This is a genomic window from Bacillus sp. TE9106W (assembly GCF_054062215.1).
Genome location: NZ_JBSSFA010000009.1, coordinates 110,422 through 136,537 on the forward strand (window position 1 = coordinate 110,422; position 26,116 = coordinate 136,537).

Annotated in this window: 28 protein-coding genes, 1 pseudogene and 1 other annotated feature; of the genes and pseudogenes, 22 read left to right on the plus strand and 7 right to left on the minus strand. The window is 35.2% G+C overall.

What is annotated here, in order from left to right; all coding sequences use genetic code 11:
• Positions 1–100: 100 nt before the first annotated feature.
• The gene (locus tag ACVWY7_RS17380; protein WP_000837167.1) at positions 101–2,125 is read right to left on the minus strand and encodes a glycosyl hydrolase family 18 protein; all 2,025 of its coding nucleotides are present in this window, start codon (positions 2,123–2,125) and stop codon (positions 101–103) included.
• 371 nt (positions 2,126–2,496) lie between these two features.
• Here ACVWY7_RS17380 and ACVWY7_RS17385 point away from each other — a divergent pair, with 371 nt between their 5' ends.
• From ACVWY7_RS17385 to ACVWY7_RS17420, 8 genes are all read left to right on the plus strand, one after another.
• Complete coding sequence (locus ACVWY7_RS17385; protein ID WP_456523876.1) at positions 2,497–2,868, plus strand: DnaJ family domain-containing protein; 372 nt, start codon at positions 2,497–2,499, stop codon at positions 2,866–2,868.
• 10 nt (positions 2,869–2,878) lie between these two features.
• Positions 2,879–3,193, plus strand: coding sequence for a thioredoxin family protein (locus ACVWY7_RS17390; protein ID WP_000713042.1), 315 nt, complete (start codon positions 2,879–2,881; stop codon positions 3,191–3,193).
• A 13-nt stretch (positions 3,194–3,206) separates the two neighbouring features.
• Positions 3,207–3,452 carry a hypothetical protein gene (locus tag ACVWY7_RS17395; protein WP_000394351.1) on the plus strand — a complete coding sequence of 82 codons (246 nt, stop codon included), beginning with the start codon at positions 3,207–3,209 and terminating at the stop codon, positions 3,450–3,452.
• 126 nt (positions 3,453–3,578) lie between these two features.
• Positions 3,579–3,722, plus strand: a complete 144-nt coding sequence (locus ACVWY7_RS17400) for a hypothetical protein (RefSeq protein ID WP_000439127.1) — start codon at positions 3,579–3,581, stop codon at positions 3,720–3,722.
• A gap of 80 nt (positions 3,723–3,802) precedes the next feature.
• A complete protein-coding gene (locus tag ACVWY7_RS17405) occupies positions 3,803–4,384 on the plus strand; it encodes a TetR/AcrR family transcriptional regulator (RefSeq protein WP_001254430.1) in 582 nt (193 codons plus the stop codon).
• A gap of 66 nt (positions 4,385–4,450) precedes the next feature.
• Positions 4,451–5,683: an MFS transporter gene (locus tag ACVWY7_RS17410; RefSeq protein WP_000992560.1), complete on the plus strand. Its 1,233-nt coding sequence runs from the start codon at positions 4,451–4,453 to the stop codon at positions 5,681–5,683.
• A gap of 56 nt (positions 5,684–5,739) precedes the next feature.
• Positions 5,740–5,991, plus strand: coding sequence for a helix-turn-helix transcriptional regulator (locus ACVWY7_RS17415; protein WP_000081044.1), 252 nt, complete (start codon positions 5,740–5,742; stop codon positions 5,989–5,991).
• A gap of 12 nt (positions 5,992–6,003) precedes the next feature.
• Entirely contained in the window at positions 6,004–6,396 is a 393-nt protein-coding gene (locus tag ACVWY7_RS17420) for a hypothetical protein (protein ID WP_000514012.1), read from the plus strand.
• Positions 6,397–6,432: 36 nt separating this feature from the next.
• Here ACVWY7_RS17420 and ACVWY7_RS17425 read toward each other — a convergent pair whose 3' ends face one another.
• Both ACVWY7_RS17425 and ACVWY7_RS17430 read right to left on the minus strand, forming a co-directional pair.
• A complete protein-coding gene (locus ACVWY7_RS17425; protein ID WP_000738818.1) occupies positions 6,433–7,716 on the minus strand; it encodes an MFS transporter in 1,284 nt (427 codons plus the stop codon).
• Between the two features lie 108 nt (positions 7,717–7,824).
• A complete protein-coding gene (locus ACVWY7_RS17430) occupies positions 7,825–9,138 on the minus strand; it encodes an alkaline phosphatase family protein (protein WP_000356450.1) in 1,314 nt (437 codons plus the stop codon).
• A gap of 154 nt (positions 9,139–9,292) precedes the next feature.
• On the opposite strand from ACVWY7_RS17430, the gene ACVWY7_RS17435 reads away from it, so the two are divergent.
• Both ACVWY7_RS17435 and proS read left to right on the plus strand, forming a co-directional pair.
• The gene (locus ACVWY7_RS17435; RefSeq protein ID WP_000383856.1) at positions 9,293–9,586 is read left to right on the plus strand and encodes a YesK-like family protein; all 294 of its coding nucleotides are present in this window, start codon (positions 9,293–9,295) and stop codon (positions 9,584–9,586) included.
• 93 nt (positions 9,587–9,679) lie between these two features.
• Positions 9,680–9,886, plus strand: a binding site (T-box leader).
• Between the two features lie 47 nt (positions 9,887–9,933).
• Positions 9,934–11,364, plus strand: coding sequence for a proline--tRNA ligase (gene proS / locus ACVWY7_RS17440; protein WP_001040961.1), 1,431 nt, complete (start codon positions 9,934–9,936; stop codon positions 11,362–11,364).
• Positions 11,365–11,481: 117 nt separating this feature from the next.
• Here the strand turns inward: proS and ACVWY7_RS17445 are convergent, their stop codons facing one another.
• Positions 11,482–12,519: an LPXTG cell wall anchor domain-containing protein gene (locus tag ACVWY7_RS17445; RefSeq protein ID WP_456523877.1), complete on the minus strand. Its 1,038-nt coding sequence runs from the start codon at positions 12,517–12,519 to the stop codon at positions 11,482–11,484.
• A gap of 336 nt (positions 12,520–12,855) precedes the next feature.
• Between ACVWY7_RS17445 and ACVWY7_RS17450 the strand changes: the two are divergent.
• Together ACVWY7_RS17450 and ACVWY7_RS17455 are read left to right on the plus strand one after the other, a co-directional pair.
• Positions 12,856–13,211: pseudogene (locus ACVWY7_RS17450) on the plus strand (hypothetical protein).
• A 68-nt stretch (positions 13,212–13,279) separates the two neighbouring features.
• Positions 13,280–13,408 (plus strand): hypothetical protein, encoded by a 129-nt coding sequence (locus tag ACVWY7_RS17455; RefSeq protein ID WP_260857897.1) that lies wholly within the window; start codon positions 13,280–13,282, stop codon positions 13,406–13,408.
• A 266-nt stretch (positions 13,409–13,674) separates the two neighbouring features.
• On the opposite strand, the gene ACVWY7_RS17460 is transcribed toward ACVWY7_RS17455, so the two are convergent.
• Positions 13,675–13,929, minus strand: coding sequence for a hypothetical protein (locus ACVWY7_RS17460; protein WP_001009643.1), 255 nt, complete (start codon positions 13,927–13,929; stop codon positions 13,675–13,677).
• 104 nt (positions 13,930–14,033) lie between these two features.
• On the opposite strand from ACVWY7_RS17460, the gene ACVWY7_RS17465 reads away from it, so the two are divergent.
• The 8 genes from ACVWY7_RS17465 to ACVWY7_RS17500 all read left to right on the plus strand — a co-directional run bounded on the left by ACVWY7_RS17465 (position 14,034) and on the right by ACVWY7_RS17500 (position 21,782).
• A complete protein-coding gene (locus ACVWY7_RS17465) occupies positions 14,034–14,687 on the plus strand; it encodes a hypothetical protein (RefSeq protein ID WP_000517240.1) in 654 nt (217 codons plus the stop codon).
• A gap of 517 nt (positions 14,688–15,204) precedes the next feature.
• Complete coding sequence (locus tag ACVWY7_RS17470) at positions 15,205–16,083, plus strand: ROK family protein (protein ID WP_000666132.1); 879 nt, start codon at positions 15,205–15,207, stop codon at positions 16,081–16,083.
• Between the two features lie 128 nt (positions 16,084–16,211).
• Positions 16,212–16,808, plus strand: a complete 597-nt coding sequence (locus ACVWY7_RS17475) for a TerD family protein (protein WP_001121586.1) — start codon at positions 16,212–16,214, stop codon at positions 16,806–16,808.
• A gap of 23 nt (positions 16,809–16,831) precedes the next feature.
• On the plus strand, positions 16,832–17,416 hold the full coding sequence (locus ACVWY7_RS17480) for a TerD family protein (RefSeq protein WP_000146731.1): 585 nt from the start codon (positions 16,832–16,834) through the stop codon (positions 17,414–17,416).
• 80 nt (positions 17,417–17,496) lie between these two features.
• Positions 17,497–18,075 (plus strand): TerD family protein, encoded by a 579-nt coding sequence (locus tag ACVWY7_RS17485; RefSeq protein ID WP_000236649.1) that lies wholly within the window; start codon positions 17,497–17,499, stop codon positions 18,073–18,075.
• Between the two features lie 73 nt (positions 18,076–18,148).
• Positions 18,149–18,940, plus strand: coding sequence for a TerC family protein (locus ACVWY7_RS17490; RefSeq protein ID WP_000025690.1), 792 nt, complete (start codon positions 18,149–18,151; stop codon positions 18,938–18,940).
• A 109-nt stretch (positions 18,941–19,049) separates the two neighbouring features.
• On the plus strand, positions 19,050–20,681 hold the full coding sequence (locus ACVWY7_RS17495; RefSeq protein WP_000492838.1) for a YceG family protein: 1,632 nt from the start codon (positions 19,050–19,052) through the stop codon (positions 20,679–20,681).
• A gap of 18 nt (positions 20,682–20,699) precedes the next feature.
• The gene (locus ACVWY7_RS17500) at positions 20,700–21,782 is read left to right on the plus strand and encodes a toxic anion resistance protein (protein ID WP_001064413.1); all 1,083 of its coding nucleotides are present in this window, start codon (positions 20,700–20,702) and stop codon (positions 21,780–21,782) included.
• Positions 21,783–21,817: 35 nt separating this feature from the next.
• Here ACVWY7_RS17500 and ACVWY7_RS17505 read toward each other — a convergent pair whose 3' ends face one another.
• Together ACVWY7_RS17505 and ACVWY7_RS17510 are read right to left on the minus strand one after the other, a co-directional pair.
• Entirely contained in the window at positions 21,818–24,484 is a 2,667-nt protein-coding gene (locus ACVWY7_RS17505) for a cation-translocating P-type ATPase (RefSeq protein ID WP_000073735.1), read from the minus strand.
• Between the two features lie 193 nt (positions 24,485–24,677).
• Positions 24,678–24,902, minus strand: a complete 225-nt coding sequence (locus ACVWY7_RS17510) for a DUF1128 domain-containing protein (RefSeq protein ID WP_000366197.1) — start codon at positions 24,900–24,902, stop codon at positions 24,678–24,680.
• A gap of 174 nt (positions 24,903–25,076) precedes the next feature.
• Here ACVWY7_RS17510 and ACVWY7_RS17515 point away from each other — a divergent pair, with 174 nt between their 5' ends.
• Together ACVWY7_RS17515 and ACVWY7_RS17520 are read left to right on the plus strand one after the other, a co-directional pair.
• On the plus strand, positions 25,077–25,541 hold the full coding sequence (locus tag ACVWY7_RS17515) for a low molecular weight protein-tyrosine-phosphatase (protein WP_000250908.1): 465 nt from the start codon (positions 25,077–25,079) through the stop codon (positions 25,539–25,541).
• Positions 25,542–25,594: 53 nt separating this feature from the next.
• A complete protein-coding gene (locus tag ACVWY7_RS17520; RefSeq protein WP_001085396.1) occupies positions 25,595–26,110 on the plus strand; it encodes a DUF4075 domain-containing protein in 516 nt (171 codons plus the stop codon).
• Positions 26,111–26,116: the final 6 nt, after the last annotated feature.

The window sequence follows — 26,116 nt, forward strand, 5'->3', positions numbered from 1 at the left end:
TGTTTCTTTGTGATTTTTCATAAAATTAAAAGTTTGAATTTAGGAGAGAGCACTCAAACCTAAATTCAAACTTTAGTGAAACAATTAATGGAAGTTACGTTTAGTTTTCGCTAATGGATGCATTTACAAGTTCAGCAGGAGTGCCTGTTCCTGCCCCTCCGATTGTAATTGATCCACCAGGAGGAATTTCACCATTCCATCCTGCATTCGTAATTACGTAATGATTATTTATTTTACTACTAATTTTAGAATCCCAAACTTGTGTTAAATTGCCGTTATAATCAAATTCTAATTTCCAGTTTTTAATAGGGGTCGTTCCACTATTTTTAATTACAATCGAGAAGTTGTAACCACTTCCCCAATTTGAAGTGACTGAAAAGGTAGCATTGCTATTTCCACCAGGAGGTGTTGTGTTAGCATCATCTGTTTTTACAAGAATAGAAGTAGGCTGTGATTTATTCCCAGCAGCATCTTTTGCTAGTATTGAAAATGTGTATTCTGTATTAGGTTTTAAGTTTTTAATTGCAATGCTATTTGTTGTTGTACTCCATTTCTCTTCTCCAGCAGTAATTTCATATTCCGTAACTCCTACGTTATCAGTAGATGCCGTCCAGTTTAATTGAACTGAGTTTGAATTTTTATTTGTTACAGCAATATTTTTTACGTTTGTTGGTGGCTCAATATCTTTTTGAGTAATAGGTCCACCTAGTAATTCTTTTACTAACGTATCAAGTAATTTTGGTCCACTGCAACTATATTTTGGACTTGTACGACAGTCACCACTAAGCTCCCAAAACATTGCGCCACTTAAACCTTTTGTCTTTATATAGTCTGTTTTATATTTCATAGATTCGTTGTCATCATAGCTAATAAATGTACCTGTAGTTGCATTATATAAATAAGGTACTTTCGCCACATCGTTCCATCCGCGAACAAAGCCATTTTTATTAACATAATTAGCTGCTAAATCACCATAATCGTACACACCTGTATCGCCGGTAGAATAGTCATCCCAAGTACCTTTAGAAGCGAGCTTTCCATCACTACCTGGTTTACAAGGTTGGTATTGTCCGTTATTTTCTTTTCCACAACTTTTCCACCCGCGTCCGTAAAATGGTACACCTAATACGAGTTTATCTGCTGGAACCCCTTCATTTGTATAAATGTCTATCGCACCATCTACGTAAAAATTCGTATCCGCTGCTGGGTCATTTGGATCTTTGTATAGAGCTGCATTATGGTTAGAAGTAGCTTCCCATCCACCGTGGAAATCATATGTCATAATATTAATCCAGTCCAGTATTTGAGAGATTTTCTTTAGCTCTGTATGATCAGCATAACGTTGGCTTGCACCTGATGCAATTGTTAGTAAATATTGTTTACCATCTTCTGCACCAGCTTTCGTTAATGCGTTTCGAACATCCTGAAGGAGTAGGGTGAAGTTTTGTTTATCTTCAGGGCGATAACTACCACCAGGAATCGTTTCTACGCCCGGATATTCCCAATCTAAATCAACGCCATCAAATCCATATTCGCGTAGGAAATCGACTGTAGAATCAGCGAATACTTTTCTTGTTTTTTCATCAGCGGCCATGTCAGAAAAGCGGTTAGACCAAGTCCAGCCACCAACGGAAATAATTGTTTTTAGGTGAGGATACTTAGCTTTTAATCGTTTCAGTTCACCGAAATTTCCGCAGCGTGCGTATTTATCACAATCTTCCCAAGTTGTACCTGAGCCAGGATAAGATTTTGTGACATCAGCCCATGGCTCACCGAGTACGAGAGTACCATTAGGGACCTCTTTATTTTGCAGTGGTACACCAGATTCTTTACAGTTCCACGTTTGTTTATTTGGATTATCGGGGTGAGTAGAAGGATTTCCATGTTTTCCATTCCAGCAAATATCAGCGAAAGCATAGTTTAAATGAGTTAGCTTTGATGCATCAATGTCTGCAACTTGATAATTACGTCCGTAAATGCCCCATGAAGGAAAATACCCAACAATTTTTTGACCTTGCTTTTGTGAATCTGCTAATGCGACATTGGGAGTAATAAAGTTTGTGAGAAAAAGAGGTAAGAAGAGTAGTAGGGATAGTAATAGCAGTGTGAATTTTTTTGATTTCATAGCCATTTCTCCTTTCAAAATAAAAGATATATTTAAAGGCATGCGCCAATAAATCAAAATGAATCTAGATGTATAAATCATCTAGATAAAAATGATCAGACATCACGAAGTCTATACAAGGAGATGAGGATGATTAAATCGTAACAAATGTAAGATTTAGTGTAAACGCTTTATTCGATTCAGAAGGATTTTCTCAATATAAAAGGGCTTGAATACAAACTGTATATGAAAATAAAACATCTGTGAGGTAGAAAATAGCTCCTTATAAATAAAATTGAGAAAAAATTGTATGAAGTCAATTTCTTATGGCATAGCAAGATGAGAAAATATCATGTAAAATAATAGTAAAAATATGTAAAGGAGGGAATAGTGTGGATGTGTTTTTGAATATTGCTGAAGAAAAAATTCGACAAGCAATACGGAATGGTGATCTTGACGATATTCCAGGAAAAGGAAAACTGCTACAATTAGAAGATCTTTCAATGGTACCTCCAGAACTTAGAATGAGTTATAAAATTTTAAAAAATGCGGGAATGATTCCCCCAGAAATGGAACTACAAAAAGATATATTAAAAATAGAGGATTTAATTGCTTGCTGTTATGATGAAGAAGAGAGAAAAAAATTAAAAGAAGAGTTAACGGCAAAAACGCTACGTTTTCAGCAAGTAATGGAAAAAAGAAAGATTAAAGATAGTTCAGCATTTCGTATGTATCAAGATAAAGTATTTCATAAACTACGTTAAGAGGGATAAGATGAAAAAATTTGAAACGATAGAAGAATTAGCAACATATATTGAAGAACAACAATTAGTACTTCTATTTATTAAAACGGAAAATTGTGGTGTTTGTGATGTCATGTTAAGGAAAGTAAATTACGTATTAGAGAATTATGATTACGTAGAGAAAATAGAGATATTACTGCAAGACATGCAAGAGGTTGCAGGGCGATATGCAGTATTTACTGGACCGACAATTTTATTATTTCATAATGGAAAAGAGATTCTTCGTGAATCGCGCTTCATTTCGCTTGAAAATCTAGAGAGAACCATTCAATTATTCGAGGAATAAGGGAGGCTTTTAAATGGAATTTATTATTTTTATACTATTATTTGTTGTAATTGGAATAATCGTAACAGCAGTTCGATCAAACAAAAAGAAAGTAAATCTTATGAAACAAAATAACATTCATAATTCATCTAACAGCTCATCGCCACTATTTTTCTTTGCCGGATCTGATAATGATAGCTCGCATGATGGAGGTTCACATGATTGCGGAGGGTCTTCTGGTGGAGATAGTGGAGGGAGCTGCGGTGGCGGCGGTGATTGATGAAAATGCGCCTTATATAGGCGTATTTCTTTTTAAACAAACGTTTGATTAGTTGGCTTACATATGCATAATAACAGTTAAACAAACGTTTGATTAACTGTTTTTAATATACTAAGGGGAATGGAAATGGAAAGGGAACCGAAAGTGAAAAATAAGGGGAAAGTAATGTTATTTTTATTAGCTGGGGGAGGCGTATTTCTTGTGAAATTAGGATTTAAAATTGGAATTATACATATGATTCGAACGTGGTTTGAAAGTACATTTTCTTAAATAAGAAATATAGCCTCTTGTAATAGAGGTTTTTAATTTGTTATTATTAGACTGAACGGTCGGTTTAAAGAGGTGTGAATATGAGAAGAAGTGCAGAAGAGATAAAGAAAGAAATTGCATATAAAGCAGAAATTTTATTTTCACAGAAGGGCTATGCAGCCACATCTATGGAAGAGATTTGTGAAATTACAGAGCGAAGTAAAGGAAGCATTTATTATCACTTTAAAAGTAAAGAAGAATTATTTTTATTTGTAGTAAAGCAGCATACGTATGATTGGCTTGAAAAATGGAATGAAAAAGAGAAGTTGTATAGTACTAGCACTGAGAAATTGTATGCCTTAGCAGAATATCATGTAGAGGATATACAACAACCTATTTCTAATGCAATAGAAGAATTTTCTATGAGCCAAGTTGTAAGCAAAGAAATTTTGGATGAAATGTTAGCTTTAACTAGAGAATCATATGTTATGTTTGAGACATTAATTGAAGCAGGCATACAGTCTGGAGAGTTTCGTGAAGATAATACGCGCGATCTTATGTATATTGTGAATAGATTATTATCAGGGCTGGGAGTACTTTATTACGAGTTAGATTATAAAGAACTGAAACGTATTTATAAAAAGGCGATAGATGTATTGTTAAAAGGAATGGCAGCTGAATAATAGGTCAGTTGCTTTTCTTACAAAAAAAATTAGACCGAACGGTCGGTTTATGGAAGGGGAATAAAAATGAACGCTTTATTTAAAAATCGAGCATTTATGCTCGTTATGGCATCAGATATTTTACAACAATTTGCAATTTGGATTAGAAATATGGCCCTTTTGTATTTCATAATGGAGCGAACGAATAATGATCCAGTTTCAGTTTCGTTGTTATCGGTTATGGAATATGCACCTATTTTTATTTTCTCGTTTATCGGTGGCGCGCTAGCTGATCGCTGGAATCCGAAAAGAACGATGGTTGCTGGAGATGTGTTAAGTGTACTATCTATTATAGGTATTGTCTTGTTGTTAAAGCTGGATTATTGGCAGGCTATATTTTTTGCAACACTCATTTCCGCGATTGTAGGCCAGTTTTCTCAGCCATCATCTTCGCGTATATTTAAGCGCTACGTAAAGGAAGAACAGGTAGCGAATGCGATTGCATTTAACCAAACATTACAGTCATTATTTATGATTTTTGGACCAGTGGTAGGATCGCTTGTGTATACGCAACTTGGTTTATTTACGTCACTATATAGCTTAATCATTTTATTTTTGTTATCTGCTATCGCTCTTTCATTTTTACCGAAATGGGTTGAACAAGAGCAAGTGGCAAGAGATTCATTAAAAAATGATATAAAAGAGGGTTGGAAATACGTTCTTCATACGAAAAATTTACGTATGATTACAATCACTTTCACCATTATGGGCTTAGCTGTTGGACTAACGAATCCGTTAGAGGTGTTTCTTGTAATAGAACGCCTTGGAATGGAAAAGGAAGCAGTTCAATATTTAGCTGCAGCTGATGGAATAGGTATGTTAATTGGTGGTATTGTTGCTGCAGTGTTTGCTTCAAAGGTGAATCCAAAAAAGATGTTTGTATTCGGTATGAGCATATTAGCGATGTCATTTTTAGTAGAAGGGCTATCTACATCATTTTGGATTACTAGTTTCATGAGATTTGGAACAGGTATTTGTTTAGCTTGCGTTAATATCGTTGTCGGTACGCTTATGATTCAACTTGTACCAGAAAATATGGTTGGAAGAGTAAATGGAACAATTTTACCCCTGTTTATGGGAGCTATGCTAATTGGTACTGCTTTAGCTGGAGGATTAAAGGAAATGACATCACTGATTATTGTATTTTGTATAGCAATGGCACTTATTTTATTAGCAATAGGGCCAGTTCTACGCATGCAAATAAAGAAAGAAGATGTCGCTAATAAAGAGGAACTAACAAATTCGTTAGCGTCGAAATAACTATTGTAAGGGAGCAGAAGTGCTCCCTTTTTCTTTGGGGAACTTTTGACAACTATATGAGCCAATTATATACTGATGATGTAAAACCGATTTTACAGGTTAGGAGAAATGGTGTGAAAAATCAAATCTATGAATTACGCACTGAAAATAATATTTCACAAGGCGCATTAGCTGATAAATGTAAGGTTTCTAGACAAACGATAAATGCAATTGAGAATAATAAATATGATCCAAGCTTAGCGTTAGCTTTTCGTTTAGCGGAAGTATTAGGAACAACTGTTGATAAACTATTTTTGTACAAGCAGTAGGGGGAGTAGTTGTTGGGGAAAGAGAAAATAAGCCTTTTCGTTACTATATTAGTGGCTATAGGTACGTTAGTGTATGCACTTTACTATTGGTTAACTGAACTTCAAGTAAACTGGTATGCACTATTTATTTGCAGCATCGCGTTGCATTATCTATTTAAAAGTTCGGCATCACATAGCGTTGAAGGGGAAACTGAGGAGAACCAGGATTTAGAAAAACATGTATTAAAAACAAGTGCCAATGTTACATATTACGTACTTGTTGTATTCATTTTTGGTCTGTTTTTCGCATCGGTAGGCTTTAATAGATGGATTGATTTTCATAACATACCGTTATTGTTTGCGTTATGTGCTGCGATAGTTGTAAAGCCGGCTGTTGAGTTTTTAATTGTAAGACGTTATAGATAAAAAAGATCCCCTTCTTGCATGAAGAGGATCTTTTTCTTATAGCGTTTTAGTTTTCGGATTAGGTGGTGTAACGGATGTATTATTTTCAGGGACCCTAGTTAATAAGAATCCACCTATAATAAACAATACAATAATACTAAGAACACCAGCATTTGTTTTTCCTGTTAATTGTGTTGTAACACCGACTAATACTGGACCCATAATCGCGGCGAATTTGCCAAATATATTATAAAATCCAAAAAATTCATTTGCAGATTCTTTAGGTACTAGTTTTGCAAAATAGGAACGACTAAGTGCTTGAATACCACCTTGAGAAGTAGCAACTAGCATTGCTAAAATCCAGAAATCGAGTGTCGTTTTTAAGAAATAAGCATATATGCAGATAATGATGTAAATAATAATACCGACATATAGCATTTTTTTACCTGTAAATGTTGTTGATAATTTTCCGTATAATAAAGCAAATGGACAAGCTACAATTTGTGTGACGAATAAGATGATTAATAGATTCGTTGCACTAATGCCGAGATCTGTTCCATAAGCGGTAGACATAGTAATAATTGTATCGACCCCATCAATATAGAAAAAGTAAGCGATTAGAAACATAAAGACCGTTTTATATTCTTTAATATTTTTAAAAGTATCAGCAAGGCGTTTGAAGCTCATTGCAATTGGTTTTGGGTGACGTTCAATATAATGTGTTTGCTCTACGTTCTTCAGCATTGGAATTGTGAATAGTCCCCACCAAAGAGCGGTTATCGCGAATGAAATTTGACTAGCAATGCCGACTGATAAAGGGATAGTTCCTTTTTGAGCAAGAATGATAAGAGCGATACAACCGATAAATGGAATAGTACTCCCAATATAGCCTAAAGCGAAACCTCTCGTAGAAATTCGATCCATTCTATCTTCAGAAGTGACATCTACTAAAAATGCATCATAAAAAATGTTTGCTCCAGCAAAACCGACTAATGCGAGCATATAGCATCCTAGCAATAAGTACCACTGAGATGTTGGGACGACTGCTAACATACTTGTAAATACAATACCGAGTCCAAAGAAGAACGTGAAAAATCGTTTTTTAAATCCTTTATAATCAGCAACTGTGCCGAGAATAGGGGCAAGTATAGAAATTAAAAGTGTAGCGAATGAGTTCGCATATCCCCAATATGCTGTTGACGTTGCACCAGATAGTCCAGCTTCTTTTGCAGCTGCTTTAAAGTAAATTGGGAATAATGCAGTTGTAATGACGAGCGAATATACCGAGTTCGCCCAATCATATAATATCCAGCTTTTTTCTTGTCTGGACATTTTTTTCATATAGTGTTCCCCCTTAAATTAGTTCTACTAACAGTGTACAAAAATAAAAATTATAAAAAGAGAAACAGTGATGATTTTTACATAACTTTTACATATATACACAGTTATTCACAATTGGAGTAAATCCTCTACAATTGATCCGTCTGTTTCACCTAAGTGTAAACCGAGTAGTCTAGCGATAGTTGGGCCTTCATCAATAAGTCTCATATACGGAATGGTAACGCCACTTTTTATCCCTTTCCCAGCAGCTATAAAAATTGTTTCATAGTTAGGTTTTGCTGGAGAGTATCCATGCGTACCAAATGTATATTTTTTACTAGGCGTAACATCTTTTTCAGTAATTTCTTTTATAAAATTTCCTGTATAGTTTTCAGTGAAATAATATCCTTCTCGCGCTTCTAACATAAATAAACAATTACCATCTGCACCGCATTCCTTCGCATCTTCATCATGAAGTATAAATTCAATTCCGTTTTGTTTATGTTGAAGTAGTTCTTCAAGGAGCAGTTGTACCTCCCGAATTGTATCCGTATCATTTTTGTCCTTCACATATACATAGGCAGAGCCGTCACAACTTTGGCAATAGACTTTCCAATCTACTAAATCTCCTTTTGAATTTACAGATATAAGCCCTTTTTGATGAAATAGTACATTTAATTGAATGGCTTTGTTTTCACTTAAAGCGCTATGGTCACCAAGAGCGATAATAGTACTCTCTTCGTATAGGTCACTGTCTTTTAAAGCTTGAATAATTTGCCCTAGCCGCTCATCATGTCTATGAATTGCAGCTATTGTTTCTTTGGATTCAAAGCCATGATAGTGTCTTTGAGTGTCTAAATCAGTGAAATGTACGAACATAACATTAGGCTTTTTCGTCTGGATTGTATGCACAGCAGAAGCAAGTACGAAATCATCGAGTTCAGGTTGTGACAGCCCATTTCGTATATGGCCGAAACGACGATTCAAATCTAATTGATATAGCGGGCTACCGCTAAATAATGAAACTAAAACTTGATTTTGCCACGGCCTATTTGGAAAGATTTCTGGTAAATTGTAATCAATATTTGCTCTGCCGGTAACAGGCCATAGCAGGGCAGCTGTCGTTAAATTTGCTTTATGTGCTTCATCGTATAACGTTGTTCCTTTAATGGATTTTCGGTACCAATGCCAATCTGGTGACTGGCGCCCAGGTTGAAGTAACGTATTGCTAACTACGCCATGTTTATTAGGATAGTTTCCAGTAACGATTGTTGAGTGACTTGGGTATGTTACAGAAGGATAAATTGGTTCTACTTTTTCGACAACCGTGCCCTTTTTTATTAGAGATTGGAAGTGAGGTAATTTTTGTAGTATAGGAAAATCTAAAGCTGATAAACAGTCGAATGACAAAATGATGACACGATTCGTTAATGCTTTATCCATAAAGTAATCCTCCTAATTTATATAAAACCTATTACTATATATTACTATTAATACCTAGTAATAAAAATATGTTTTTGAATAAAATTTATTATTTATTTTCAGAAAAGTTAAACATATAATAAGTATAAGGGAATCTATGGAAGGAGGGAATAGTATGGACTGGTTAGATGGATTTGGTATATTTTACATCATTGGCGGAATCACGATTATCCTTGTATTTGCTATTTCGTATTTACTAAAGAAACGGTTTCCAAACAAGCAGTTTGATATTATATTTGCACTTAGTCTAATACTTCTTTGTTTAGCATCCTTTCCTGTTACAATGATGGTTATTGGTGGATGGGAAGGAATGGGGTATGGGTTTATTGGTTTCTTCGTCCTACTTGGTACACTTATTGGTATGATTGCACATCAACTTTTAAAAATATCACGAAAAAGCTACGTATAAAACTGTAAAAAATGAAAAGAATATATAAAAATAAGAAAATTCACTCTTGTTTTGAAGTGAAATTTATATTATGATATTCAACAAATTTATTTCGTTATAACGATGAAAAAGGACTAGTATATGTTCAACCTTTTTAGCAGAGAGAGAATCCGTCAGGCTGAAAGATTCTTAAAAAGACAACATGGAACCTACCTTTGCGTTCTGCATATGCAGCGGGAATTTCCCGTTATCAAAAAGAGAGCATGCGCAATTTTTGTGCATGAATCAGGGTGGTAACGCCGGCAAAGCTCGGTCCCTATTTTGGGACGCGGGCTTTTTTGTATTTTCTAGAAGGAGGAAGACTAACTATGGCAAAAGAACAAGTACAAGCAATTACGAAGATGGAAGAGGACTTTGCACAGTGGTATACAGATATTGTGAAAAAAGCAGAACTTGTTGATTATTCAAGTGTAAAAGGATGTATGATTCTACGTCCGTACGGTTATGCGTTATGGGAAAATATGCAAAAAGTTATGGATGAGAAGTTAAAAGCAACTGGTCATGAAAATGTGTATATGCCAATGTTTATCCCAGAGAGCTTATTACAAAAAGAGAAGGATCATGTAGAAGGATTCGCTCCTGAAGTAGCATGGGTAACACATGGTGGGGATGAAAAGTTAGCGGAAAGACTTTGTGTACGCCCTACATCTGAAACTTTATTCTGTGAGCATTTTTCAAAAATTGTGCAATCCTATAATGATTTGCCAAAGCTATATAATCAGTGGTGTTCAGTAGTTCGTTGGGAGAAAACAACTAGGCCATTCCTTCGTACAACAGAATTCTTATGGCAAGAGGGACATACAATTCATGAAACAGCAGAAGAATCCCAAGCTGAAACGTTAAATATTTTAAATCTATATGCTTCTTTCTGTGAAGACTACTTAGCGATACCGGTAATTAAAGGACAAAAAACAGAAAAAGAAAAATTTGCGGGTGCAAAGGCAACTTATACGATTGAAAGCTTAATGCATGATGGAAAAGCACTTCAAACAGGAACATCCCATAACTTTGGAACGAATTTCTCTGAAGCATTTGATATTAAATTTTTAGATCGTAACGGTAAGTGGCAATATGTACACCAAACATCTTGGGGCGTATCAACAAGGATGATAGGTGGACTGATTATGGTTCATAGTGATAATAATGGGCTTGTAATGCCTCCTAAAGTCGCACCAGTGCAAGTTGTTATTGTACCGATTGCGCAGCATAAAGAAGGCGTTTTAGCGAAAGCAACAGAGTTACAAGGACATATTCAAAAGGTTGCACGAGTAAAAATAGATGCTAGTAATAAAACACCAGGTTGGAAATTTAATGAGTATGAAATGAAAGGTATTCCAATTCGATTAGAAGTTGGTCCTAAAGATATTGAAAAGAATCAAGTTGTACTCGTAAGAAGAGATACGAAAGAAAAAGAGTTTATATCAATGGATCAATTAGAAGAACGCATTCCAGCACTACTTGAGGAAATTCATAACTCTTTATTTAATAAAGCAAAAGTATTTCGTGATGAAAATACGTATAGTGTGACGAATTTTGAAGAGATGAAAAAATTGGCTGATGAAAAGCAAGGGTTTATTAAAGCAATGTGGTGTGGAGAATTAGCTTGTGAAGAGAAACTAAAAGAAGAAGTTGGAGTATCTTCTCGCTGTATGCCTTTTGAACAAGAACATTTAGCAGATGAATGTGTTTGTTGTGGCAAGGAAGCTAAACAAATGGTGTATTGGGGAAAAGCGTATTAATGCTCTTTTGGATAGGAAGGATGAAAAGGACTTTGGGCTGCATAATAAAATGCAATCCAAAGTCCTTTTTAGTTTTACAATTTATTTCATGTATTTTTAAGATGGAATGATGTATTTTTATTTTGCGTTTTTACGGCGAATAAATAGTAACATACCAATTAGGAATGTTGAAAGTCCCATTAAAATAGATGCAGGATAATGTGTTGCAGTATTCGGTAACTTATCGCCTTGTTTTTTCGCATTATCTTTTACATTACCACCTTGTGAATTGTTACCACTTTGAGAACTGCTATCACCTTTAACACGGTTACCCCCTTGAGAGCCATTTCCTCCCTGAGAACTGCTATCACCTTTAACACGATTTCCGCCTTGAGAGCCACTGCTGCCAGAACCGTTGCCGCCAGAACCGTTGCCGCCAGAACCGTTGCCGCCAGAACCGTTGCCGCCAGAACCGTTGTCACCAGAACCGTTGCCGCCAGAACCGTTGTCACCCGAGCCACTGCCACCAGAACCGTTGCCGCCAGAACCGTTGTCACCAGAACCACTGCCACCCGAGCCACTGCCACCAGAACCATTGTCACCAGAACCGTTGTCACCCGAGCCACTGCCACCCGAGCCACTGCCACCAGAACCGTTGCCACCAGAACCATTGCCACCAGAACCGTTGCCACCAGAACCGTTGTCACCCGAGCCACTGCCACCCGAGCCATTGCCACCAGAACCGTTGCCACCAGAACCACTGCCGCCAGAACCGTTGCCGCCAGAACCATTGCCGCCAGAACCATTGCCGCCAGAACCATTGCCATCAGAACCGTTGCCGCCAGAACCGTTGTCACTCGAGCCGTTGCCGCCAGAACCGTTGCCGCCAGAACCGTTGTCACCGGAACCATTGCCGCCCGAGCCATTGCCACCCGAGCCATTGTCACCAGAATCGCTACCATCGGAGCCATTGCCATCAGAACCACTATCGTCCTGAGAGCCACCGTTTCCTGGTGGTTTATTATTATCTTTTGAGTTACCTTCTGCGAAATAATCGTTATTTTGTACAATCGCGTTTGTTATTGGAGAGAAGTTTTCTGTTGCTGCATTACCGATATTTAATCCACTAAAGAAAGATAAAGAAAGAGTTGATGCTAAAATGAAAATTTTCGTCATTGATTTCCTCCTGAAAAATTAATATTCCATCTAAAATACATCCCTTTGTAATATTTCATAGGAAAAAGAGTTTTATGCAAAAAAAACTATATATAGAAAAAGGGAGGCCACTGAAAAAGTGGTTGATTTGAGAAAATAACACGAATTTTATCAATATGTTGAAATTAAAAAGGATCCCATAACCTTTATATAGTAGGTGTTGGGATTATTTTTCTTATGAAGTGGAGTTTTTCAGTACCCTTAGAAAAAAGTGGTGTATTTTTGAAGAGAGAAAAGAGTTAGGATAAATTCTTTATAGTTGAAAAACGAATTGAAATTTTGGAATGACAACAGTAACTGGATCACGAATTAAATATAGATAAAGAACAAATTGGTATGAGAAGAAAGAGAACTGAAGGATCCGTAAAGATTACATCAGAAAGTAAAGAAGAGCAACGTACTTTCTCTGAAGATGATAAACTCTTTGAAAAACTTAAGAGAAAACTTACTACAAAATAGTTACCAAAATTTTACTGGTTATTATTAGAAACACATACAGCAATTTCAACACTTGCTACAATTGAGGATATGAAAATCTATGAAGTTATAAATATGTTAATTGAAGAAAAAGTTGCTTCATTACTTGCCTAAAACAAAAGTTAGTGAAAAACGTTGTAAAACAAGTGCTTGAACTAAAGGAAAGTGGAGAATAAGTATAAAATTTACTTTTATACCTATCTAGATAAAAACCTTTATAATTTTATAAAATTATAATAGGAGGGTGGTATCTGCGAAAGATATGAATAATTCATTTGTAGTAACTGTTACGCCTATTACTGATAACTTAGATTTAAATACAAATTTAGGCAAGAAAATACAGGCACCTGAGAAAAAGAAATTTAAAAATTAACAATGAAATTTAAAGTGCTGATTGAAGTATCAAAAAAGAAGTATCCCTAATTAGAATTCGGGATACTTCTTTTTTGATGTAAATCTAGTGGGAAATAAATCCTTTAACCAAGTAGACAAAGTATATATTTCTACTTTGGAGTAGTTTATTAAAATTCTTATTATAACTGTAACTACAGTTTTTCCTTATCGTTTTCCACTAAAACTTCCTGAAGGTATATATAGTAACAAGAATTCTTATATATTAAATTTTAATAATGAATTTTATCATTCTTTTCTAAACATTTTTTTTATTATTTTATCTAGTAAATACAAAACAAAGTAGAAGAAAACAACATTAAATATTATACCTAAAATGAAAAAATGAGATTTCATAAAATCAGGTCCTAAGTTATAGCGAATTAGCAAGTCTGCTGGAAATCCATATATATAGTCTCCTTCTTCAACTCTATTTGGGAAAAGAGAAAAAATAACCGTTAAAATCAGACTAATAGAAAAAAACATTGTTTTTTTAAAATTCATATTACAAATCCTCCCTTTTGATACTTTTATATCCTTTTTTAAAATAAAATGTATTATTTTCCATATGTATATGTTATCATAAAGTGGAAATATAATACATAGGGGTGGGAAAACTAAAATTATCAGTTTTATCAACAGCTTTAGTGGTTAGCATGCTTGGTGTGAATACCTCTGCATCTGCTGCTATTTCAGGTTCAACAGATTCTCAAATTTTACAAGAAGAGTTAAGTAACATTGAGTATCAAAGCGATGCTGTAGAAATTATCAATACTGACGAACTTCCGAAAGATACACCTACAATTAACTTTGATACTATAGAAGACTTCGAGAAGTTTGTTAAAGAATATGAATCTTTCCAAACTTATAATGAAAACATAGTGTCAGAATCTTCTAACACATTAGATAACCAGTTTCCTATTGCATATGCAAATGGTTCCAAAACAATACACTGGTATACTGCTGAAGATTGGAGTAGTTTTTACAAATTATATCTCCCATCAAAAATGTGGATAGATTTCACCTATACTTACTCGGGTTCAGGATCAAATAAAACTTTCACTAAGATTACATCAATAAAATCTAATAGTGGTAGTATTCCATCATCTTGGAATCAAACTACAGCTGTTTCTAATATTTCTGGTAACAAAAAGAGTGTTACTATTAAAGTAACAGGCTATTTCTTATTAGGTGTAAATATTGGTGGCCAATCTGTTGGTGCTAAATTCCATGGATCTTTCACTAAGAAGGCTAATGTATAATTCACTAAAATAAATATATATTTAACAAGGTCTTTCGATTGATTCGATAGACCTTGTTATTTTATTATACGTATAAATAACTATATGAAATTATAGTAATATCTTTTAATGAACAAACAAATAGAAAAGGGGGACTTTGAAAAATAGATTAATCAAAATACGCCTTTTTAATGTTATATTTCACCAAAACCTCGCTGCATATACACTTGAAATGATTATTTTCTTCATTATTACTCTCTACTCTTAAATTTAAATTTTGATAATATAATTCTAATAATAATTTATAAGTTTGGTCTCTATAATAATCCATTAATAGGATTATAGAGCTTTTGCAATTTCGATGAGCATCTCATAAACAACGGAATCATTTGAGCTACAATATAGCCAATCCCGCACGGCTTATTAGATAGAATCTCCGTTTCTGGCTACCTACCATAATAAACAAACCACCGAATAGCGCTATAATAGTAGAGTGGTGAGAATTTTACACTCATTACAGTAGAGGAAGTGACAGCAGATGAAAGAATATATTGCATTTGATATTGGTGGTACACAAATTAAATATGGAATTGTTTCAGAAACAGGAATAGTACTAAAGCATAAAACAGTTCCAACAGAAATTCATTTGGGCGGGGAACAAATCATTCAAAAACTCATTCTTTTATCAAAAAAATTAATGAGTGAACATACGATTACGGGAATTGGTATTAGTACTGCGGGAATTGTTGACGTTAATAGAGGGGTTGTGACGGGAGGGGCGGATCATATTCCAGGCTATAGTACGATTCCTATTATTAATAGATTGCAAGAGGTATTAAAAGTTCCCGTATCTATTGAAAATGATGTGAATTGTGCTGCCCTGGGAGAAAAGTGGAATGGTATTGGAAGAGAGAAAGAAAATTTCATTATGCTTACCCTTGGAACTGGTATTGGAGGAGCGATTTTTATAGATGGAGAGTTATATAGAGGGCATTCATTTAGTGCTGGTGAATGGGGAAATATGTTAATAGAAGGAAAAACGTTTGAAGAGGTCGCTTCCATTTCAGGGTTAATTCATCTTGTACGAAATTATAAAGGAGAAGGTAATTGGAATGGGAAAACGATTTTCGAACTGTATGATAAAGGCGACAGGGAAGTTAAGCAAGCAGTTGAGGTTTTCTTTACACATTTAGCAATTGGAATTAGTAACCTTGCTTATATTTTTAATCCAGAGACAATTATTATTGGTGGAGGAATTACTAATAGAGGAAATCAGTTTTTAAAAGAAGTAAAAGAAGAGGTAGAAAAATACTTAAATAAAGAGATCTATAGTAATTGTGAGGTTGAACTTGCGCAAAATGGTAATTGTGCAGGAATGATTGGTGCTATTTACCACTTCTTACATCATCATAAGTAAATTATATGAATGTTTTCATATAACTGAGAATTTATCCTTTTTATCAATAGGTAAATAATGCTACAATATAAGAGAAGAATACAATATTTTCCGCCTTGGAAAATACTTTGTAGAAAGGAAGAAACTGCATGCCTATTATTTTAGAAAAAGGTCAAAAGATCGATTTAACGAAAGGACAACCAAAAGTAGCAAAACTACAGGTTGGCTTAGGCTGGGATCCAATTGGGCAATCAGGTGGGTTTCTGTCTTCATTATTTGGAAGTAAACCAAATGTAGATTGTGATGCATCCGTTGTTATGTTAGAAGGAGATCGTTTTTTAAACAAAAACGATTTAGTTTACTTCGGAAACAAGCTTTCTACTTGTGGTAGTATTATTCATTCAGGAGATAATTTAACAGGCGAAGGCGCTGGTGATGACGAAACAATTTTCGTAGAATTACATAAAGTTCCGAGCCGTATTAATCGTTTAGTATTCGTTGTAAATATTTATGACTGTGTAAATCGTCGTCAAGATTTCGGGATGATTCGTAATGCATATATTCGTATTCAAAACCCGCAAACTGGCGAAGAATTAGCACGCTATAATTTATCGGATAATTATGCTGGCAAAACGACTCTAATTGCAGGTGAAATGTATCGCCACGGAAGTGAATGGAAGTTTTCAGCTGTTGGAGAAGGCACACAAGATAAAAACTTAAGTGAGATTGTATCACGTTATCAATAAAATGAACCGAGGAGGAATTGTATATGGCATCAATTTCATTGAAAAAAGGACAAAAGGTAGACTTAACAAAAACGAATCCAGGTCTTTCAAAAGTTCTTGTAGGACTTGGTTGGGATACGAATCGTTATGACGGACAAAACGATTTCGATTTAGATGTTAGTATTTTCTTAGTAGGTGCTAACGGTAAAGTTTCAGGTGCAGAGGATTTCGTCTTCTATAATAACCCAAAAGGTGCGAATGGTGCTGTAGAGCATTTAGGAGATAACCGAACTGGCGAAGGTGAAGGCGATGACGAATCGATTAAAGTAGATTTGAAAAATGTACCTGCACATATCGAACGTATTTGCTTCACAATCACAATTTACGATGGAGAAGGACGCAGCCAAAACTTTGGACAAGTTTCTAACTCTTTCGTACGTATTTTAGATGAAGAAAAGAATGCAGAATTAATTCGTTACGATTTAGGAGAAGATTTCTCTATTGAAACAGCGGTAGTAGTAGGTGAACTATACCGTCATGCAGGTGAATGGAAGTTCAATGCAATCGGAAGTGGATTCCAAGGTGGATTAGCGTCTCTATGTAATAATTTCGGTTTAGATGTAGAGTAATAGATTGATATATCCATCGGTAAAACAGATGTTTACTGATGGATATATTTTTTAAGATTAAAATATAGAGGTGAATATAAATGGTTATTCAATTGCAAAAAGGACAGAAGATTGATTTAGGTAAGACAAGCCCTGGTTTAACAAAAGCAGTAATTGGTCTTGGATGGGATATTAAATCTTATGACGGTGGATCAGATTTCGATTTAGATGCATCTGCCTTTTTATTAGATGCGAACGGAAAATGTACGAAGGAAACAGATTTTATTTTCTATAACAATTTACAGTCTCCTTGTGGATCTGTTCTACATACAGGAGATAACCGTACAGGTGAAGGTGAAGGCGACGATGAGCAACTTGTTGTAGATTTGAAGAAAGTTCCAGCAGATGTGCACAAAATTGCTATTACAGTTACGATTTATGATGCGGAAGGCCGTAGTCAAAACTTTGGACAAGTAGGAAATGCGTTCGTTCGTTTAGCGAATGAAGAAACGAATGAAGAAGTTCTTCGTTTTGATTTAGGGGAAGATTTCTCCATTGAAACAGCAGTTGTCTTTTGTGAATTATACCGTCATAATGGACAGTGGAAGTTTAATGCAGTAGGAAGCGGATTCCAAGGTGGTTTAGGTGCGCTTGTAAGAGCGTATGGCTTGGATGCATAAGAAGGGAAACGATATTCGTTTCCTTTTTTTGACCTTTCTATAAATCTAGCAAAGAATAGGGGATATAGGTAAGATGAGTATTTTGCAAGGAATCCTTGATACGTATGCTCAGTTTTTCGACTTGGACATGTGGATTAAAGTGTTGCAGGATCCAGTATCTTGGGGATTAATTGGTACACTTGTTGTACTTGAAGGATTATTATCTGCTGATAACGCACTTGTGTTAGCAGTAATGGTAAAACACCTTCCGGAAGAAAAACGTAAAAAAGCATTATTCTATGGACTTATTGGAGCTTATATATTCCGATTTATTGCAATTGGAATTGGAATGTTCTTAATTAAATTATGGTGGGTAAAACTTCTTGGTGCACTTTACCTTGCTTGGTTATCAGTGAAATACTTTATTGATAAGCGTAAAGGTGCAAGCGAAGAAGAAGAAGCTCACGGTATGAATCAAAATAGTATTCTCTTTAGAATGTTCGGCGTTTTCTGGGGAACAGTTGCGATGGTTGAATTAATGGATATCGCGTTCTCTGTAGATAGCGTACTTGCTGCATTTGGTGTATCAAATGAAGTTTGGATTCTATTATTAGGTGGAATGCTTGGTATTTTAATGATGCGTGGTATCGCTGGTGTATTCTTAAAATTGTTAGAACGCATTCCAGAGCTTGAAACGACAGCATATATTTTAATCCTAATTATTGCATCGAAAATGTTACTGTCTTTAATCAAGATTGAGGTTAGTCATACACTATTCTTTATTATTTTAGTTGTAGCATTTGGAGCAACATTTATACTTCACTATGTGAAGAATTCTGGACAAGCTAAAGAAGAAGTTGCAGCTACTAAAAATAACCATAAATAATTGAAATGGGTTTGCTCGTTTTACGAGCGCCCATTTTTTATAACTAAAAATAGTTTATAATGGAAGAAGGACTTAGAAAAAACGTAAATGTTTTTGGAGGTGAACTGTTGTGTTTTCACGTTTTACACTTCAACCATATGCATTAAAAGATGAAGCAGATTTAAAGCACTTTGAAACACTTTTAGAAAAACGTCCACAATATGAGCTGACAGAGAATGAAATGAAATTTAGTTATATAGCATGTCGAATCCTCGGCGTTCCTAATGATGTAGATGAATATTTCAATGAACTATTTGATTATAGTGAAGCGAAAGGAATCGAAGTTTTACACGAACAAAATTTAAATAAAGTAATCGATTCGGAAAAACTTCGTCATATTCAAGAAGTGTTCGGATTACATCAAGAAGCACCAAATGGTCTGACAGTAAATAGGCTAGTGGCACACTTATCTGGGAAACAACTTTTACCGAAAGTAGACAATCCTGATTTACAGCATTATATACATACGACGTTTATTTCAGTATTGAAATTATATGAGAAACAACATAATCAATCTTTAAAGACAGAAGGCTTCCGTCGTTTCTTAATCGATATGATTAAATTAAGTGAAAATTACGTAGCAAAGTGGTTCTCTACGATTAATTATAAGAAACAAATGCCACGTATCATTTGGTATGGTGATGCACAGGAAAGTCGTATATATTTCTTATACTTTCTTATTATGCTCGGTTGTGATGTGCTTTATTATCACCCAGAAGGAAAAGATGGATTTGAGAATATTGATGAAGAGGCAAGAACTTTTGTTGTGTCTCATTCTAGTCGTATTTCTCTCGAGCCATTTCCAGATCGTCGCCGCGAGCGTGTTGCAACAGTAGCATATCAAGCTTCAAAAGAAATTGAACAAGTACTTCACCACGATAATTCACTATTATACAAGCCATGGCAATTCCGTTCCTATACACCTGTAGCTCGTACATTAAAAACAACATATGATGAACTCTTTTTAATTACGAAAGAAAAGGCATTTGTACGCCCGACATTCTTTGTTGAGAATAAACACATTTATATCCCTTCTTTATTTGCGAAAATATCAGGTGTTTCAAAGAATGATAAAGAATATTTTCAGCGATTAAAGGCGGTTACATCATTTGATAACAGTTTATTAATTAATACATTCCCGTTTACGAAAGAACAAAAAGCAAATTTCCAATATCATTATCGAGATGCATTAGACCGCGGGGGGAAATTACATCCAGATTTAATTATGAACAGCCATTGGTGGCCACATAAGCGATTGCCAGAAGGATTACAACATGGTATTGCAGAGGCGATTATCCATACGTGTGAAAGTGAAATGTGTAAACCAATTGCAAAAGAGACGAAACAAGATGTAGCGCTATATGTTTTCGCACAACTTTCTCAAATACCGCCTAATATTTTAGAACAACTTGAGAAATTTGATTATTCACAAGATGTACCGAAAATTGTTATATTTAATAATGAGAAAAGTGGAGAATTAACTCGTTCTGATGCTGTTTTATTACTATTTTTAAATCAAATTGGAGTAGATGTATTTCATTTCAATCCAACGGGAAGAAACGATATTGAACCGTATATTGAAGCAGGGGCATTTGATTCACATTGGCTTGAAGAAGTTAATTTCGATCTTGAGTTTCATGGTTCATCAGCCTATAAAAATTTATCACAAACAATAAAAGGACTATTTCGTCCATTTTTATAAGGAAAGGGAGAATACCATATGAATAACCCAGTCGTACTAGATTCGAAAACAGAATTAAATGAGCAAACAGCACAAGATGTGCGCTTGCAACTTAGACAAGATGCGGATGTACAACGTATTTATAATGCAGTAGATATTAAAGATCAATTAGAATTAATTGAACTTGGAAAAGAACCTTCTATGGAAATTTCACGTTTTGCTGATCAAATTTTACATACGATGTCATTATCAAAAATAGAAGACTCTGGTGAATTATTAAAACAACTTGGTAAAATTATGGACCGATTCGATAGCAAAGACTTTGCGGAAGAGAAAAGTGGTTTCTTCTCACGTATGTTCAAAAAAGCGGATAAAATGATTGAACAAATCTTTAGCAAGTATCAAACGATGGGCCGTGAAATTGATAAAGTGTATGTGGAAATTACGAAGTATCAAGATGAAATGAAAAAATCAATTGGTACGTTAGATGGTTTATATGAGCAAAACTTAAAATATTATTTAGACTTAGAAAAATACGTAGTAGCAGGAGAAATGTTATTAGAGCGTTTAAATACAGAGTTGGTTCCGATGTATGAAGAGCGTGTACGTAATAATGATCAATTAGCAGGTATTGAATTAGAATCGCTTAAAAACTCTGTTGAAATTCTAGAACAACGTATCGATGATTTAGAAAAGGCACGTATGGTTGCTTTACTTACAGCACCACAAATTCGTATGATTCAACGTGGTAACAATAAATTAATTGGTAAAATCAATACAGCATTTATTACGACGATTCCGATCTTTAAAAATGGTATTATTCAGGCGGTAAATGCGAAGCGCCAAAAGCTTGTTGCAGATTCTATGGCTGAACTGGATCGCCGCACAAATGAATTACTTAAGAAAAATGCACAAAATATCGCAACGCAAAGTGTGGAAGTAGCCAGATTATCAGGCTCTTCTAGTATTAAGATGGAAACACTTGAGGAAACTTGGAACATTATTTCAAGAGGTATGCAAGAAACACAACAAATTGAAGAGCAAAACAAGCGTGAGCGTGAAGAAAGTCGTAAGCGTATGGCTACATTAACAGAGAACATAAAAAAAGAATTGCAAGGATAAATGAAAAGGCAATGAGGATTAATCCTCATTGCCTTTTAGTTTCGCTTCACTAATTTAATGAACTCATTCACAACAAGCGGAATGATACTTAATAAAAGAACAAATCCCCAATCTCGCATCGTTAATGCATGCACACCGAATATATTTGCAAGGGGCGGGATGGAGATGATACAAACTTGCATAAGAACACCGATAAGAAGGGAGAAGACTAAATATTTATTTGTAAAAATCCCAATTGAAAAAATCGATTTCGTTCTTGAGCGCAAGTTAAATGAATGAACAAGCTGAGAAAAACTAAGAACAACAAATGCCATCGTTTGAGCATGTAATAGAGCATCTTCATCAATTCGCTCTGGGAAAAGAGGAAATAAATTTGTATCTCCAGTATAGAACTTTGCTCCGGCGATAAAGGCTATTAGCGTTAAAAGTCCAATGACAAACCCATTGAAAATAAGAAAAGGAACGCTACCGCTAAATAAGCTTTCTTTCGCATGTCGTGGTTTTTCCTTCATCACGTCAGGATCTTCAGGATCAACGCCAAGTGACAATGCAGGTAGTGTATCTGTAATTAAATTCACCCACAAAATGTGAATTGGTCGTAATGGTGTCGCCCAGCCAAGTAAAATTGCTAAAAATAAAGCGATAATTTCTCCAAAGTTACAAGAGAGTAGGAAGAGGATTGATTTTTTTATGTTACGATAAATGTTTCTACCTTCCTCAACAGCTTTCACGATAGATGAGAAATTATCGTCTGTTAATACGACATCCGCTGCCCCTTTTGCAACGTCTGTTCCTGTAATGCCCATCGCTACACCAACATCGGCTTGCTTTAAAGAGGGAGCATCATTGACACCATCACCAGTCATAGAAACGATATTTCCTTTCGCGCGTAATGCTTTTACAATCTTTACTTTATGTTCTGGAGAGACCCTAGCGAATACATGTAAGTGATTAATTTTGTTTGCTAGTTCTGTATCTGAAATGTTATCTAATTCAGTTCCAATCATAATTTCAGATATTTCTTCAGCAATGCCAAGTTCTTTGGCAATGGCAAAGGCAGTATCTTTATGGTCACCAGTAATCATAACTGTACGAATACCAGCTTTTTTACATTCTGAAATTGAGTCTTTTACTTCAGTTCGCGGTGGATCAATCATACCGACAAGACCAATAAAGATGAGGTTTTCTTCAAGATGATCTATATCCACATCGCTTGAGTTGTACTGTTTAAATGCGAATGAAAGTACTCTTAAAGCTTCTTGAGACATTACCTCAGCAGCTTCTAATATTTGATTTTTATCATCCTCTGTTAGACCCTCGATTTTACCGTTTTTAAATATGTGGGTACATAGAGGTAACAGTTTATCGATAGCACCTTTCGTCATGCTATAGTAGCTTTCATCGTATGTATGCACGGTTGACATCATTTTACGATCTGAATCGAAAGGTAGCTCATTAACACGTTCATGTATTTTTTCTAAATGATCTTTTTGCATGTTAAAAGTGCTTCCGGCAACAAGAAGGGCAATTTCAGTCGGGTCCCCCGTTTGTGATTCATTGTTGTAAGACGCATCATTACATAGCACCATATTTTCTAACAATAGACGTTGTGTATCATTATTTACATTTAAACGTTCTAATTGATCGTATGTGTTATCACTATAAAAGTGAGTAACGGTCATTTTATTTTGTGTTAACGTACCTGTTTTATCTGAACAAATAATTGTAACAGAACCGAGAGCTTCAACAGCTGGTAGCTTCCGAATGATAACATTTTGTTTAATCATGCGCTGCACACCAATTGCAAGAACGATGGAAACGATAGCTGGCAAACCTTCTGGAATAGCTGCAACAGCTAAACTAATAGCAGTCATAAACATTTCTAGTGTATCTCGTCCTTGTAAAAAGCCGATGAGAAACATAACGATACAAATAGCTACAGCAACAAATCCTAAATACTTTCCGACTTGTGCTAAGCTTTTTTGAAGTGGTGTCATATCATCGTCTGCTTCATGTAACAGGGTAGCAATCTTACCAATTTGTGAGTTCATTCCAGTTTCAACAGCAACACCGACGCCTCTTCCGTATGTTACAAGAGTAGACATAAAGGCCATATTTTTTTGATCGCCGAGTGGTACTTGTTCATCACTTTGCATGGAAGGGTGGTAGATTGCATCTTTATCAACAGGGACAGATTCACCAGTTAGAGCAGATTCTTCAACTTTTAAATTTGCGGTTTCGATAAGGCGTAAATCGCATGGGATATATCGTCCGGCGTCGAGCATAACGATATCACCTGGAACGACGTGTTCAGATGGAATTTCTTTTAGTTCACCATCTCGCTTGACGATAGCTTTAGGTGTCGCCATCTTTTTCAATGCCTCTAAGGCTTGTTCTGCTTTCGATTCTTGGACGACGCCGATAACAGCATTTAAAACTACAACAAGCGCAATAATACTTGCATCAGCCCATTCACCTACAAAGGCAGAAATAAGGGCAGCAATAATAAGGACATATACGAGGACGTCATTAATTTGGGCAAAAATACGCTGCCATAAAGAGCGTTTTTGTTTTGTAGCTAATTCATTAGCACCGTATTGCTTTAAACGTTCATTTACAATTTCTTCTGTTAAACCGTGTTGTTCGTTTGTTTCTAAGTCGATTAATGTTTGATTTTTCGTCTTACTGTACCAATTGCTCATAAGTAAGCACCTCCAGTAAAAACAGTTAGCAATGGTAGTGTTGCTATTATTTGTGAGTAGTATGTATGGAGAAAAAATCTAAGATGAGGTTCTACTTCTATTGTACAATATTTTACAGTTGGTTGAGGGAAAGAGAAGAGTTGTCATGAATTTGTTGGAAATAAAAAAGAGCCTCATATAAGAGAGGCTTTTTTTACTTTTTAATTAATGTACCTAATTCTTCTGTAATAGCTTGCATTTCACTAATGCTGAATGTTTCACGTTTCATAACATGCTCATAAATGTCACGTAAGTCTTCGTACATTTCTTCATTAAAGCTAGCAGCTCTCATTGCTCCAGCATTAACCATACGTAATTTTTCTTTAATAGCTTCGACCATATATTCAACGTTTTCTTCTGACTTTACGGATAAATCCACCGAAGTGTCCCCCTTTAAAATAACATAAGGTTATCTTAACATTTTTTATCATTTTCGTTAACGAATCTTTTCAATCCTATTAAATTAGTAGGGATTTCCTTTATATTTAATAATTGGTTGTTTATACTATAAGTATATATTAAGAAATGCACCAAGAAGGGAAGAAACAAAAATATGGTTCAAGTATTGTTTGTTTGTCTTGGGAACATTTGCCGTTCTCCAATGGCAGAAGCGATTTTTCGAGATCTTGTCGTAAAAGAGGGGCTAGAAGAGAAAATTGTCATTGATTCTGCAGGAACTGGAGATTGGCATGTTGGCCATCCGCCACATAAAGGAACACAAAAAATTTTAAAAGAAAATGCAGTCACTTTTGAAGGAATTAAAGCAAGGCAAGTAGAAAAAGAAGACTTAACAAAGTTTGATTATATTATTGCCATGGACAACAAGAATATAGCAGATTTAAAAAGTTTAGGTAAAACTGGAGGCTATATTGGTAGGCTGTCCGATTTTGTTCCAGACGGTGGCTGGGCAGACGTTCCCGACCCTTACTATACAGGGAATTTCCAAGAAGTATATGACCTTGTAACAGAAGGGTGTGCAAAGCTATTAGCTTTCATTCGAAATGAACAAGGAATATGAGGAAGCTTAGAAAGAAATACTTTCTAACATAAGAAATGAAAGGGTGAAGGAATATGGCAAAGAAAAATAATATTGCTCGAAACATTGCGATTGGTGTAGCTGCAGGTGTAGCTGTATCTATGTTGAAGAAAGAAAACCGTGAAAAAGTAAAAAATACTGCAGAAAAAGCAAAAACAAAGATGATTGAAATCGGTGAAAATGCAAAGATCAAAGAAAAAGTGCAAACTGTTACAGATAAAGGACGCGAACTTGCTGATTTAAATGTAGTGAAAGCGAAAGTAGCAGAAATTAAAAAATTGACGCCTTCTGTTGTAGAAACGTTAAAAGAAACGAAAGAAATTTTTAGTAAGAAAAAAGTTGAGCCAGCAGAGAAGCCAGAAACGATTGAAATTCAAGCTGTATCTCCAAAAGTAGATGAACTGAAAGTAGAAGAAGAGCCAGTAGTTGCTGAAGATGGCGGTATGAAAGAAGCGCGTGAACTATTTATGAAAGACTCTAATGTTGAGGAAAAAAAAACTGAAGCGTACATTGAGTTGAAGCAAGATAAAGAAGAGAAGAAAAGCGTTTAAACATAT

Excerpts from the sequence above, each read along its gene's own strand:
- ACVWY7_RS17380 (WP_000837167.1), bottom strand. The coding sequence starts at position 2,125 with ATGAAATCAAAAAAATTCACACTGCTATTACTATCCCTACTACTCTTC.
- ACVWY7_RS17390 (WP_000713042.1), top strand. The coding sequence starts at position 2,879 with ATGAAAAAATTTGAAACGATAGAAGAATTAGCAACATATATTGAAGAA.
- ACVWY7_RS17395 (WP_000394351.1), top strand. The coding sequence starts at position 3,207 with ATGGAATTTATTATTTTTATACTATTATTTGTTGTAATTGGAATAATC.
- ACVWY7_RS17400 (WP_000439127.1), top strand. The coding sequence starts at position 3,579 with ATGGAAAGGGAACCGAAAGTGAAAAATAAGGGGAAAGTAATGTTATTT.
- ACVWY7_RS17405 (WP_001254430.1), top strand. The coding sequence starts at position 3,803 with ATGAGAAGAAGTGCAGAAGAGATAAAGAAAGAAATTGCATATAAAGCA.
- ACVWY7_RS17410 (WP_000992560.1), top strand. The coding sequence starts at position 4,451 with ATGAACGCTTTATTTAAAAATCGAGCATTTATGCTCGTTATGGCATCA.
- ACVWY7_RS17415 (WP_000081044.1), top strand. The coding sequence starts at position 5,740 with ATGAGCCAATTATATACTGATGATGTAAAACCGATTTTACAGGTTAGG.
- ACVWY7_RS17425 (WP_000738818.1), bottom strand. The coding sequence starts at position 7,716 with ATGAAAAAAATGTCCAGACAAGAAAAAAGCTGGATATTATATGATTGG.
- ACVWY7_RS17430 (WP_000356450.1), bottom strand. The coding sequence starts at position 9,138 with ATGGATAAAGCATTAACGAATCGTGTCATCATTTTGTCATTCGACTGT.
- ACVWY7_RS17435 (WP_000383856.1), top strand. The coding sequence starts at position 9,293 with ATGGACTGGTTAGATGGATTTGGTATATTTTACATCATTGGCGGAATC.
- proS (WP_001040961.1), top strand. The coding sequence starts at position 9,934 with ATGGCAAAAGAACAAGTACAAGCAATTACGAAGATGGAAGAGGACTTT.
- ACVWY7_RS17445 (WP_456523877.1), bottom strand. The coding sequence starts at position 12,519 with ATGACGAAAATTTTCATTTTAGCATCAACTCTTTCTTTATCTTTCTTT.
- ACVWY7_RS17460 (WP_001009643.1), bottom strand. The coding sequence starts at position 13,929 with ATGAATTTTAAAAAAACAATGTTTTTTTCTATTAGTCTGATTTTAACG.
- ACVWY7_RS17470 (WP_000666132.1), top strand. The coding sequence starts at position 15,205 with ATGAAAGAATATATTGCATTTGATATTGGTGGTACACAAATTAAATAT.
- ACVWY7_RS17475 (WP_001121586.1), top strand. The coding sequence starts at position 16,212 with ATGCCTATTATTTTAGAAAAAGGTCAAAAGATCGATTTAACGAAAGGA.
- ACVWY7_RS17480 (WP_000146731.1), top strand. The coding sequence starts at position 16,832 with ATGGCATCAATTTCATTGAAAAAAGGACAAAAGGTAGACTTAACAAAA.
- ACVWY7_RS17485 (WP_000236649.1), top strand. The coding sequence starts at position 17,497 with ATGGTTATTCAATTGCAAAAAGGACAGAAGATTGATTTAGGTAAGACA.
- ACVWY7_RS17490 (WP_000025690.1), top strand. The coding sequence starts at position 18,149 with ATGAGTATTTTGCAAGGAATCCTTGATACGTATGCTCAGTTTTTCGAC.
- ACVWY7_RS17500 (WP_001064413.1), top strand. The coding sequence starts at position 20,700 with ATGAATAACCCAGTCGTACTAGATTCGAAAACAGAATTAAATGAGCAA.
- ACVWY7_RS17505 (WP_000073735.1), bottom strand. The coding sequence starts at position 24,484 with ATGAGCAATTGGTACAGTAAGACGAAAAATCAAACATTAATCGACTTA.
- ACVWY7_RS17515 (WP_000250908.1), top strand. The coding sequence starts at position 25,077 with ATGGTTCAAGTATTGTTTGTTTGTCTTGGGAACATTTGCCGTTCTCCA.
- ACVWY7_RS17520 (WP_001085396.1), top strand. The coding sequence starts at position 25,595 with ATGGCAAAGAAAAATAATATTGCTCGAAACATTGCGATTGGTGTAGCT.